The following is an 11,481-nucleotide window of genomic DNA, read 5'->3' on the forward strand; positions in this document are numbered from 1 at the left end:
GTAGCGACATGTATCCGCGTCAGCCGTCGGTGTACCTGAGTGAGGACCATGAGGTCTTCCGCGCGACGGTGGCCGCCTTCGTGGCGCGGGAGATCCAGCCGCACGCCGCCGACTGGGAGGCCGCGGGCGTCTTCCCTCGCGACCTGTATGTCAAGGCAGCGAAGACCGGGTTGCTGGGATTGCGCTACGAGCCGCGCTGGGGCGGCAGCGGCCTGGACTATTTCGCCACCGTGGTGCTGTGTGAGGAGCTGGCCAAAGGGGACTCGATCGGCACCGCGGTCGGGCTGATGGCCCAGTCGGAGTTCGCATTGTCCGCCCTCGCCGACGAGGCATCGGACGAGCTGAAGGCCGCCTATCTGGAGCCCGCGATCCGCGGCGAACTGATCGGCGCCATCGGCGTGTCCGAGCCGGGCGCTGGCTCCGATGTCGCCGCGATCTGCGCCAGGGCGCGCCGCGACGGCGACGAGTATGTGATCTCGGGCCAGAAGACGTTCATCTCTAACGGCACCCGGGCCGACTTCCTCACCCTGGCCGTGCGCACCGGCGAGCCGGGGCCCCGCGGTATCTCGCTCGTGGTGTTCCCCACCGACACGCCCGGGTTCTCGGTTGGCCGGCGCCTGGACAAGCTGGGAGCACGAGCCTCCGATACCGGCGAGCTGTTCTTCGGCGACTGCCGCATCCCGGCCGCGAACCTCATCGGTGAGGAGGGGCGGGGAATGCGCTATATCCTGGCGCACTTCGCCGGTGAGCGCCTGGTGATCGCCGCCCTCGCGGTCGGGGCGATGGAGCACCTGATCACGATGGGCCTCGACTACGCCGGCGCGCGCCACGCGTTCGGCGACGCGCTGTGGAACTTCCAGACCTGGCGTCACCGGTTCGCGGACATGGCGACCCGGCTGGAGGCGACTCGACTGCTCACCTACCAGGCCGCCGACCTATTGAACCGCCGCGATCCGGCCGCCGAGGTGGCGGTGTCGATGGCCAAGCTGGCCGCCGCGCAGGCCGCCCAATTCGTGGCCGCCGAAGTGCTGCAGCTGCACGGCGGCTTCGGACAGATGGAGGAGTCCCCGGTACCGCGTTACTACCGCGACGTCGCCGGATTCTCGGTCGGCGCCGGCACGTCGGAGATCATGCGCGAGCTCGTCGCCCGCGCCCTGACCACAAGGAGCAGCCGTGACTGATCGCGTGCACGCAATCGACGCCTGGATGACGATCGCCGGGCCGGGCACCGCCGACCGCTGGCCCGACCCGTTTTGGCACATCTTCGCCAAATACGGTGTGGCCGAACGGTTCCGGCGCGGTTTCACCCTCGATGAGGTGCTGGCCGAGATGGACGCGGCCGACGTCGAGTGGGGCGTCGCATCGTCGTTCAAGTTCCTCGACACCTGGGTCGTCGACAACGACGAGACTGCCGCCTACGTCGCCAAAGCACCGGACCGACTGATCGGCTGCTGCACCGTCGACATCCGCGACCCGGTGCCGGCGATGCGGGAGCTGCGCCGCTGCGTGGAGGAGCTGGGCATGCGGGCGGTACGCCTGGAGCCCTACCAATACGGCGACGGCCGCACCACCGCGCCGCCGCCCACCGACCGGATGTACTGGCCCATTTACGTCGCGTGCTGTGAGTACGGCATCCCGGTGGCCATTCAGGTCGGTCACACCGGCCCGCTGCTGCCCTCGGAATGCGGGCGGCCGATCTATCTCGACGAGGTCGCGCTCACCTTCCCCGAGCTCACCATCGTGGGCACGCACGTCGGCAACCCATGGGAGGAGGAGATGATGATCCTGGCCTGGAAGCATCCGAACGTCTATGTCGAGACGTCGGCCCGCCCGGCCCGGCGCTGGTCGCCGTCGCTGCGCGAGTTCGCCGGCGGCTGGGGCCAGGACAAGCTGATCTGGGGTACCGACTACCCGCTGCTGCCGTTCGACCGCACCGTCGACGACGTGTACGACTGCGGCTTCTCCGACACCGCAACCCGAAAGATCTTGCGCACCAATGCCGCCCGAGTCTTCGGCCTCGATGCGTGATGGACGTCTTTCTCACCGACGAGCAGCGTCGGCTGCGGGCCGAGGTGCGAGCCTGGCTCGACGAGGCCTATCCCCCGCAGCGCGTCGCTGCGCTCGAGCACGACCGCGAATACCCCGAGGAGTTCTGGGCGGCGTGCGCGACCCGGGGTTGGTGCGGCATCCCGGTGCCGGTCGAGCACGGCGGGCGGGCCGGCACCGTCACCGACTTGTGCGTGTTCGTCGAGGAGGTCGCCAAGACGACGATCTCGCTGGCGACTCTGTACATCACTGCGACGATCTTCGGTTCCCACGCGCTGGAAATCTGCGGCTCACCCGCCCAGCGCGAGCGGTTGCTGCCCGCCGTCGCGGCGGGCGCGGTGCGGTTCGGGCTGGCCATGTCCGAGCCAGGGGCCGGGTCGGACTTCGCGGCGATGACCACCACAGCCACCCGGGTCGACGGCGGATGGCGCATCGACGGGCGTAAGGGTCCCTGCAGCGGCGCCGAGCGGGCCGAGGTACTGATCACCGCGGCGCGCACCGCGACCGATCCCGGCTCCAGCCACCGCGGTATCAGCCTGTTCCTCGTGGAGCCGCCCGTCGACGGGCTGCGGTTCGAGCGGCGGGATTTCGCCGCGATGCGGGGTCTGCCGGTCGACGACGTCGTCTACGACTCGGTGATCGTCGGCGACGACGCAATGCTCGGCGCCGAGGGTGAGGGATGGCGCAACCTCGGGCGGCTGATGGGCCCCGAACGGCTGGCGAATGCGGCGCAGGCCGTCGGTGTCGCGCAGGCCGCGGTCGACGACGCGGTCGGCTACGCCCGCCAGCGCCGCCAGTACGGCAAGCCCATCGGGGGATTCCAGGCGGTGGCCCACCCGCTGGCCACCGCCCACGCCGAGATCGCCGCGGCCCGTCTGCTGGTCTACGGCGCCGCCCGAAAGTGCGATGCCGACGGTCCCAGTCCGCTGGAGGTGTCGATGGCGAAGATGATGGCCAACAACGTCGCGGTACGGGCCACCGACGCTGCGCTGCAGACGGCCGGGGCACGCGGCTACGAGGAGGAATCGCCGTTCATGCGGCGGTTCCTGGAGGCCCGCGGCTGCGAGCTCGGCGGCGGGACCAGCCAGATCCAGCGCAATATCATCAGCCGCCACCTGGGGCTGCAATGAGCGCGGTGTTCCAAGGACCGGGCGTGCTCAGGGCGGACACGTTTTGCGGACCGGTCGCAGCGCAGGAAGGGAGAACCGTCTGATGAACACCGAGGTCGAGGTTGACATGACCGGCGCGGTGGCCACGGTGACACTCAACCGTCCCGAGCGGCTCAACGCGATCTCCATTCCGATGGTCGACCGGCTGGTCAACGCGCTCGCCGAGGCCGCCGCATCGCCGGCGCGGGTGGTGGTGCTGGCCGGAGCCGGGCGGGCGTTCTGCGTGGGAGCCGACCAGGCGGAGATGACCGAGCGCAGCGCCCAGGAGTGGGAACGGATCGTGCGCCGCTACCTCGACCCGGTCCGCGAAATCGTCGCGATGGACAAACCGGTCATCGCCGCGCTGCACGGCGACACCGTCGGCGGCGGCCTTGGCCTCGCGATGGCGTGCGACCTGCGCCTCGCGGCCGCCGGCATCCGCCTCGGCTCGCCGTTCACGCCGATCGGGCTGGCCGGCTGCGACATGTCGGCCGGATGGTTCCTGCCGCGCCTGGTCGGTCTGGGTGCGGCCAGCGAGCTGATGTTCACCGGTCGGCTGGTGTCGGCCGAGGAGGCGCTGGGCCTCGGCCTGGTGCACCGGGTCGTTCCACGTGAAGGCCTCGCCGAAGAGGTGCGGCGGTGGAGCGAACAGCTCGCGACGGGAGCGCCGATCGCGCACGCATGGACCAAGCGGGCCCTGCACCGTTCGTTGGGGGTCGACATGGACGGCGAGTTCGAGTTCGAGATCTTTGCCCAGGTCCAATGTCTGCAGACCGCCGACCACCGCGAGGGCGTGGCCGCCTTCCAGCAGAAGCGCCGCCCGGAGTTCACCGGTGAGTGAGCTCGGCGCCGAGCAAGAGGCGTTCCGCGCCGAGGTGGCCCGCTTCGCCGCCACCGAGATCGCGCCGCACGCCAGCCGGTGGGATGCCGAAGACCGTTACCCCACCGAGCTTTTCGCGCGGCTCGGCAGTCTGGGGTGGCTCGGTGTCGGGTTCCCCGAGGAGCATGGCGGCTCGGGCGGCGGACCGGTCGAGCGCTGCATCCTGATCGAGGAGCTGGCCCGGGCCTCGGCCGGGGTCGCGCTGGGTGTCTATGTGCATGTCGCGCTGGCTGCTGCTGCCCTCGCCGACGTCGCCGCGCCCGCGCTGCGGGAGCGGTACCTGCCCCGCCTGCTGGCCGGGCAGGCCACCGGCGCCTGGGCGTATGCCGAGCCCGACGCCGGCGCCGACGTCACCCGGGTGCGCCTGGCAGCGCGCCGTGACGGTGGCAGCTACCTGCTCGACGGGTCCAAGCTCTACATCACCAACGGCACTTTCGCCGACGTCATCGTCGTCGTCGCCCGCACCTCCGGCCAACCGGGCCGGCTGCGCGGCTTGTCGGTGCTCGTGGTCGACGGCGACTCGCCGAGGTTGACCCGGCGGCCGATGGCGAAGGTCGGCATGCATCCCTCGGAACTGGCCGAGCTGCATTTCGATGGCTGCCCGGTGCCCGGCGACCGGCTGGTCGGCGATGCGGAAGATGGCTTCCGCCAATGCCTTTCGGTACTGTCGCGCGGCCGCGTCTATGGCGGCGCACTGGCCCTCGGGCTCGCCGGTGCTGCGCTCGGCGCCGCCACTACCCACGTGGCGCGCCGGGAACAATTCGGCGCGCCGTTGGCCGCGCTACAGGGCGTGCGATTCACACTCGCCGACATGGCCGCTCGCCTACGCGGCGCCCGCGCGCTGGTCTACGGGGCGGCGGCGACCCTGGCGCCCGGTTGCGACGCCGGCACCGACGCGTCGATCGCCAAACTGGTGGCCTCCGAGGCTGCCACCTGGATCGCCGAGCGGGCCATGCATCTGCACGGCGCCCACGGCTTCATGCTCGACAGCCCGGTGCAGCGCTACTACCGGGACTGCAAGGTCCTCGAATACGGCGAAGGCGCCAACGAGGTGCAGCGCGAACTGATCGCCAAGGCACTCACCGCCGGATTCCGCCCGTGACCAAGGGAGAGCAACCATGAAGGTCAAGGCCGCGGTGATCGAGGCACCCGGCTCGCCGCTGCGCATCGAGGAGCTCGACCTGGCCGAGCCCGGTCCCGGCGAGGTGCGGGTGCGGATGCGGGCGGCGGCCATCTGCCGCAGCGACCTGCACGTCGCGCAGACCGGTGAGGGTCTGCGCTTCCCCGCCGTCCTCGGCCACGAAGGCGCCGGCGTGATCGACGCCGCCGGCGAAGGGGTGCGCGTCGCCGCCGGGACACCGGTCGTTTTGTCGTGGACGCCCCGTTGCGGCGGCTGCCCGCGCTGTCTGGAGGGCCGCCCGCAGCTTTGTCAGCGGCTCTCCACCAGCCCACCGGGTGGCTGCTTGTCGCGAGGCCCGACGGTAATGGGCGCATACATGGGTTTGGGCTGTCTTGCCGAGGCGGTCGTGGTGCCCGAGGCGTGCGCCGTGCCCATGTCGGCCGGCGCCGACCTGGAGCGGCTGTGCCTGCTCGGCTGCGGTGTCACCACCGGATTCGGCGCCGTGGTCCATGCTGCGGCCGTGAAAACCGGTGACACCGTTGCCGTCTTCGGTTGCGGTGCCGTCGGGCTGTCGGCTGTTCAGGGCGCACGGATCGCTGGTGCCCGCCGCATTTTCGCGGTCGACCCGGTTGCTGCCCGGCGCGCGCTGGCGGCCGAGCTGGGTGCCACCGACGTTGTCGACGCGGCCGATGCCGTCGGCGAGATCGTCGACCGCACGGCCGGCGGCGCCGATGTCGCGCTCGAAGCGACCGGCGCACCGCACATCATGGCACGGCTGCTCGACGCCGTCCGGCCAGGTGGCACCGCGGTCGTCGTCGGCCTGCCCTCCTTCGCGGCCACCATCACCGTGTCTCCATTCCACCTCCTGATGGAAAAAGCCCTCACCGGTTCGATCTACGGCTCCGCCGACCCGTGGCGCGACTTTCCCCTTCTCGCCGACCTCTACGCCCAGGGGCGGCTGCGTCTCGACGAGCTCACCGGCGGCCGGTTCGGTCTCGACAACGCCAACGACGCCCTGACGGAACTGGCCGAATATCGCTCCCCCCGCCCGATTGTCACCTTTCCCACCGACGCGACCTGAACACGAGCATCGCACCTGGGGACTGGCGCGACAGCGGCTGCTACCACAATGGCCTCCGTGACCACCGACCCGTACCTGTGGCTGGAGAACATCACCGACGAGGACGCGCTGGACTGGGTGCGCGCACGCAACGAGCCGACCATGGCCCGGTTCTGCGGCGGCGAGTTCGAGGAGATGCGGGCCGCGGCGCTCGAGGTGCTCGACACCGATACCCGGATCCCCTACGTGGTGCGCCGCGGCGAATACCTGTACAACTTCTGGCGCGATGCCGCCAACCCCAGGGGGCTGTGGCGGCGCACCACGCTGGACAGCTACCGCACCGACAACCCGGAATGGGACGTCCTGATCGATGTCGACGAACTCGGACGAGCGGACGGCCAGAAATGGGTGTGGGCCGGCGCCGGCGTCATCGAACCCGACCATACCCGCGCGCTGATCGCTCTGTCTCCGGGCGGCTCGGATGCGTCCGTCGTGCGTGAATTCGACATGCTGACACGTCAATTCGTCGACGGCGGATTCGAGTTGGCGCAAGCCAAGTCCCAGATCGCCTGGCAAGACCCGGAAACCGTACTAGTGGGCACCGACTTCGGCGCTGATTCCCTCACCGAATCCGGCTACCCTCGGGTGGTCAAGCGATGGCGCCGGGGCACCCCGCTGGCCGAGGCGGAGACGGTGTTCGAGGGCGCCCGCGCCGACGTACGCGTCATGGCGTCAGTGGATCGCACCCCCGGCTTCGAGCGCACCATGATCGCGCGGGCACTCGACTTCTGGAACGACGAGGTCTACGAGCTGCGCGGCGCAGAGCTGATCCGGATCGATGCGCCCACCGACGCCAGTGTGTCCGTGCACCGCGAGTGGCTGCTGATCGAACTTCGCACCGACTGGACGGTAGCTGCCACCACCTACCCCGCGGGCGCCCTGCTGGCCGCGGACTACAACGAATTCCTCGCCGGCACAGCGCAATTGCGTGTGGTATTCGAACCCGACCCACATACCGCCCTGTATCAGTACCTGTGGACCCGCGATCGGCTGCTGATCGTGACGCTCGCCGACGTCGCCAGCCGCGTCGAGATCGCCACCCCGGGCAGCTGGCAGCGACAACGGTTGGCGGGCATCCCCGCGGCCACCCACACCGTCGTCGTCACCGCCGACAACCACGGCGACGAGTTTTTCCTCGATTCCGGTGGATTCGACACGCCGTCGCGACTGCTGCGCGGCACCGACGACGGACAACTCGCTCCGATCAAGTCCGCACCGGCTTTCTTCGATGCCGAAAACATCACGGTGGCACAGTATTTCACCGAGTCCGACGACGGGACGGCCATTCCGTATTTCGTCGTGCGGCCCGCAGCCGCCGACGGACCCGGCCCCACGCTGCTAAGCGGCTACGGCGGCTTCGAGACGTCCAGAACACCCGCATACGACGGCGTGCTGGGCCGGTTGTGGCTGGCCCGCGGCGGCACCTACGTGGTGGCCAACATCCGCGGCGGCGGCGAGTACGGACCCGGCTGGCACACCCAGGCGATGCGTGCTGACCGGCACAAGGTGGCCGAGGACTTCGCCTCAGTCGCAACGGATTTGGTGAAACGCGGTATCACGACCGTGGAGCAGCTCGGCGCCCGGGGCGGCAGCAACGGCGGGCTGCTGATGGGCATCATGCTGACCAAGTACCCGGAGAAGTTCGGCGCGCTGGTCTGCGATGTGCCGCTGCTGGACATGAAGCGCTATCACCTGCTGCTGGCCGGAGCCTCCTGGATGGCCGAATACGGCGACCCCGACAACCCCGACGACTGGAAATTCATCTCCGAATACTCGCCGTACCAGAATATTTCGGCGGACCGGAAGTACCCGCCGGTGCTCATCACCACCTCCACCCGCGACGACCGCGTCCACCCGGGCCACGCACGCAAGATGACGGCCGCCCTGGAGGCCGCGGGCCATCAAGTCTGGTACTACGAGAACATCGAGGGCGGGCACGCCGGCGCGGCCGACAACGAGCAGCTGGCCTTCAAGTCGGCGTTGAGTTACTCCTTCCTGCACCAGATGCTGGGCGAGCGCCGGTAACCCTGTCAGCGGGTCAGGAGCGCGGACGTCTAGCACCACCCATCTTTGGGCACCCCTGTTGTCATGTCTGCGCAACTGCCCGGAGTACTTCAGTCGCTTGCACCCGTCTTGGACCGTGACGGTTACGCGGCGATCATCGTCCTGGTCGGGGTGGAGGGCTTCGGCGTACCCCTGCCCGGCCAAACTATCCTGATCGCGGCCGGGTTGTACGCCGGCACCGGGCAGTTGAATCTCGTCGCCGTGCTGGCGCTCGCATGCTGGCGGCGGTCGGCGGTGACAACACCGGCGACGTCATCGGCCGGTGCGGCGGGCGGCGGTTGTTGCGCCGCTTGGGTCGCTACCTGCTGCTCACCGAGCAGCGGGTGGCCGCGGCCGAGCGTTTCTTCTCCAGACGCGGCGCCGTCGTGGTGGCCGGTGCACGGTTCATCGACGGGCTGCGCCAGGCCAACGGGATCGTTGCCGGGGCGGCCCACATGGGTTGTGGCGTTTTCTGGCGTTCAATGCCCTGGGGGGCGTCGCGTGGGTCGCCCTGTGGGTGTTGGTCGGTTATCTGGCCGGTGATCACATCGGGGCGATCTACGCGGATTTCCAGCGCTACGAGAAGTACGTATGGGCAGCGTCGGCCGTCCTTGTCGTCGCCCTGCTGGTCCGTTGGCTTGTCAAACGGCGATCCGGGCACGACACGGAAGCGCAAGAAGCACAAGACGTCCCGTGCGCCTCGCACTGACGAGCGCTTGACATTGGAGTCCCCCAGCGGCTTCGCTTCGGCTATGTCTATTTCCCGGTCTGTTTCCCGGTCTGTTTCCCGGTCTGGTCCGCGGCCGACACCCGACTTCGAAACGCTGCTCTACTCGACGGCCGGCCCGATCGCCACCATCACGTTGAATCGCCCGGAACACCTCAACACGATCGTCCCGCCCATGCCCGACGAGATCGAGGCAGCTGTCGGGTTGGCCGAGCGCGACCGAGACATCAAGGTCATCGTGCTGCGCGGCGCCGGACGCGCCTTCTCCGGTGGGTACGACTTCAGCGGCGGCTTCCGGCACTGGGGCGAGGCCATGATGACCGCCGGCAAGTGGGATCCGGGTAAGGATTTCGCAATGGTCACCGCCCGCGAGACCGGTCCGACGCAGAAGTTCATGGCCATCTGGCGGGCGTCGAAGCCGGTGATCGCGCAGGTGCACGGCTGGTGCGTGGGCGGCGCCAGCGACTATGCGTTGTGCGCCGACATCGTGATCGCCAGCGAGGACGCCGTGATCGGAACCCCCTACAGCCGCATGTGGGGGGCCTATCTGAGCGGGATGTGGCTGTACCGCCTGAGCCTGGCCAAGGTCAAGTGGCACGCGCTGACCGGCCGGCCGTTGACCGGTGTCCAGGCCGCCGAAGTCGAGCTGATCAACGAGGCGGTGCCCTTCGAACGGCTCGAGACGCGGGTCGCCGAAATCGCCGCCGAGCTGGCACGAATCCCGTTGTCGCAGTTGCAGGCCCAGAAGCTGATCGTCAACCAGGCCTACGAGAACATGGGACTGGCGTCCACCCAGACGTTGGGCGGCATTCTCGACGGCCTGATGCGCAACACCCCCGAGGCTCTGGACTTCATCACGACCGCCGAAACCCAGGGGGTGCGGGCCGCGGTCGAGCGCCGCGACGGCCCGTTCGGCGACTACAGTCAGGCTCCTCCGGAGCTGCGACCCGACCCTAACCACGTCATCATCCCTGATGGCACTGCATAGTGAGCTGGGCTATGAATGTGACTGAATGCCGCCTTCGGCGCTATGCCCGGGGCCCGTAAGTGTTACGGTAACAACTATGTCTCGGCTGATTTCTAGCCTGCGCGCAGGCGTCGTTTTTCTCGCGTTGGGTGTCGCCGCAGTGGTTGCCCCGAGCACCGCAACGGCGGACTCCACGGAAGACTTTCCGATCCCTCGCCGAATCATCGCCACCACCTGCGACGCCGAACAAATACTCGCGGCCACCAGGGACACCAGCCCGGTGTACTACGAGCGGTACATGATCGACTACAACAACCATGCTCAGTACCAGCAGGCGACCCAGGACAAGGTGCACTGGTTCTTCTCGTTGTCACCGGCGGACCGCCGGGATTACTCCGAGCACTTCTACGATTCCATCGATCCGCTGTGGTGGGGCTGGCGCAACCACATGAAGATCTTCTTCAACAACAAGGGCGTTGTCGCCAAGTCCACCGAGGTGTGCAACCAATACCCGCCCGGCGACATGTCGGTGTGGAACTGGGGGTAGCCACCGGCGTACGTCGAGATCGACGGCAGCGCAACGTGCACTCCTAGCTTCGCTGCGGCTCAGACCTGTCTTGGCTCACTCTTCTCGGGATTCGCGGTAGCCGTGGCGGGTTGAGCTGTTGTTTTTCGGGTCTGGGCTGCTGGATCTGTGCACTAAATTTCGTGGGCGGGGCTGTCCTGGGTGGTCAATGTGGGCGTCGTCTAGACCGTCTTGGGTGCGTCCGGGGTGTGGATCGTGTGGTTTTGGCGACGTGGATTGGGTGCGGTCGAGCACGTGCCACGCAGCGGCGCAGACTTGTCGTACCCGGCTGCGATGATGTCGTTATGTCGTCGAGTGCAGCCGCTGGTGCTGTGATGGCCGGTCCTGGCGAGCGTCTTGAGGTGCTGTTTGCGGAGTTGGCGGAGTTGGCCGGTCAGCGCAACGCGATTGATGGGCGCATCGTGGAGATCGCCGCCGAAATGGAGCGCGACGAGCTGTGCGGGGCGACGGGTGCACGGTCGGTGGCGGCGTTGCTGGCCTGGAAGCTCGGCTCGTCGTCGACAAACGCCCACACGATCACCACCGTGGCGCGCCGGTTCGAGGAGTTCCCCCAGTGTGTCGCGGGCATGCGGGAGGGCTGGTTGTCGCTGGATCAGGTCGGGGTCATCGCCGCCCGGGCCGGTGCGGGATCTGATGCGCATTACGCGCAGCTGGCCCGCGTCGCCACGGTCAACCAGCTGCGCACCGCGGTCAAGCTCGAACCGCGACCCGAACCCGATCCTCGGCCGCAGCCGCAGCCCTCGATCACCAAGACCACCGATGAGCAGTTCAGCTGTTGGCGGATCAGACTTGCCCATGACGACGCGGCGAAGTTCGACGCCGCGCTGGCGTCTTATCGTGATGC

The 11,481-nt window shown here is 68.6% G+C and carries 11 protein-coding genes; all 11 read left to right on the forward strand.

The window, feature by feature from the left end; all coding sequences use genetic code 11:
- Positions 1 to 8: 8 nt before the first annotated feature.
- Positions 9 to 1,181, forward strand: a complete 1,173-nt coding sequence (locus CDN38_RS10530; protein WP_075513299.1) for an acyl-CoA dehydrogenase family protein — start codon at positions 9 to 11, stop codon at positions 1,179 to 1,181.
- Positions 1,174 to 2,028, forward strand: coding sequence for an amidohydrolase family protein (locus CDN38_RS10535; RefSeq protein ID WP_082277397.1), 855 nt, complete (start codon positions 1,174 to 1,176; stop codon positions 2,026 to 2,028). The genes CDN38_RS10530 and CDN38_RS10535 overlap by 8 nt, the downstream gene beginning before the upstream one ends.
- Positions 2,028 to 3,176, forward strand: coding sequence for an acyl-CoA dehydrogenase family protein (locus CDN38_RS10540; protein WP_075513300.1), 1,149 nt, complete (start codon positions 2,028 to 2,030; stop codon positions 3,174 to 3,176). Before CDN38_RS10535 ends, CDN38_RS10540 begins: the two co-directional genes overlap by 1 nt.
- An 82-nt stretch (positions 3,177 to 3,258) precedes the next feature.
- A complete protein-coding gene (locus CDN38_RS10545) occupies positions 3,259 to 4,035 on the forward strand; it encodes an enoyl-CoA hydratase/isomerase family protein (RefSeq protein ID WP_075513301.1) in 777 nt (258 codons plus the stop codon).
- Positions 4,028 to 5,176, forward strand: coding sequence for an acyl-CoA dehydrogenase family protein (locus CDN38_RS10550; RefSeq protein WP_075513302.1), 1,149 nt, complete (start codon positions 4,028 to 4,030; stop codon positions 5,174 to 5,176). Before CDN38_RS10545 ends, CDN38_RS10550 begins: the two co-directional genes overlap by 8 nt.
- A 16-nt stretch (positions 5,177 to 5,192) precedes the next feature.
- Positions 5,193 to 6,275, forward strand: a complete 1,083-nt coding sequence (locus CDN38_RS10555; RefSeq protein WP_075513303.1) for a zinc-binding dehydrogenase — start codon at positions 5,193 to 5,195, stop codon at positions 6,273 to 6,275.
- A 48-nt stretch (positions 6,276 to 6,323) separates the two neighbouring features.
- On the forward strand, positions 6,324 to 8,339 hold the full coding sequence (locus tag CDN38_RS10560) for a prolyl oligopeptidase family serine peptidase (protein ID WP_099318943.1): 2,016 nt from the start codon (positions 6,324 to 6,326) through the stop codon (positions 8,337 to 8,339).
- 478 nt (positions 8,340 to 8,817) lie between these two features.
- Positions 8,818 to 9,066, forward strand: a complete 249-nt coding sequence (locus tag CDN38_RS29995) for a DedA family protein (protein ID WP_201258311.1) — start codon at positions 8,818 to 8,820, stop codon at positions 9,064 to 9,066.
- A 43-nt stretch (positions 9,067 to 9,109) separates the two neighbouring features.
- Positions 9,110 to 10,072, forward strand: a complete 963-nt coding sequence (locus tag CDN38_RS10570; protein WP_075513305.1) for a crotonase/enoyl-CoA hydratase family protein — start codon at positions 9,110 to 9,112, stop codon at positions 10,070 to 10,072.
- A gap of 76 nt (positions 10,073 to 10,148) precedes the next feature.
- Positions 10,149 to 10,598 (forward strand): DUF5078 domain-containing protein, encoded by a 450-nt coding sequence (locus tag CDN38_RS10575; RefSeq protein ID WP_075513306.1) that lies wholly within the window; start codon positions 10,149 to 10,151, stop codon positions 10,596 to 10,598.
- Between the two features lie 323 nt (positions 10,599 to 10,921).
- Positions 10,922 to 11,481: DUF222 domain-containing protein (locus tag CDN38_RS10580; protein ID WP_142361353.1), on the forward strand; the 560-nt coding region annotated here is incomplete at its 3' end.

Source organism: Mycobacterium ostraviense (genome assembly GCF_002705925.1).
Classification (GTDB): Bacteria; Actinomycetota; Actinomycetes; order Mycobacteriales; family Mycobacteriaceae; genus Mycobacterium; species Mycobacterium ostraviense.

What these genes read in the sequence shown, in the direction of transcription:
- CDN38_RS10530 (WP_075513299.1), top strand. Translation starts at nt 9, where the DNA reads ATGTATCCGCGTCAGCCGTCGGTGTACCTGAGTGAGGACCATGAGGTC.
- CDN38_RS10540 (WP_075513300.1), top strand. Translation starts at nt 2,028, where the DNA reads ATGGACGTCTTTCTCACCGACGAGCAGCGTCGGCTGCGGGCCGAGGTG.
- CDN38_RS10545 (WP_075513301.1), top strand. Translation starts at nt 3,259, where the DNA reads ATGAACACCGAGGTCGAGGTTGACATGACCGGCGCGGTGGCCACGGTG.
- CDN38_RS10555 (WP_075513303.1), top strand. Translation starts at nt 5,193, where the DNA reads ATGAAGGTCAAGGCCGCGGTGATCGAGGCACCCGGCTCGCCGCTGCGC.
- CDN38_RS10560 (WP_099318943.1), top strand. Translation starts at nt 6,324, where the DNA reads ATGGCCTCCGTGACCACCGACCCGTACCTGTGGCTGGAGAACATCACC.
- CDN38_RS10570 (WP_075513305.1), top strand. Translation starts at nt 9,110, where the DNA reads ATGTCTATTTCCCGGTCTGTTTCCCGGTCTGTTTCCCGGTCTGGTCCG.
- CDN38_RS10575 (WP_075513306.1), top strand. Translation starts at nt 10,149, where the DNA reads ATGTCTCGGCTGATTTCTAGCCTGCGCGCAGGCGTCGTTTTTCTCGCG.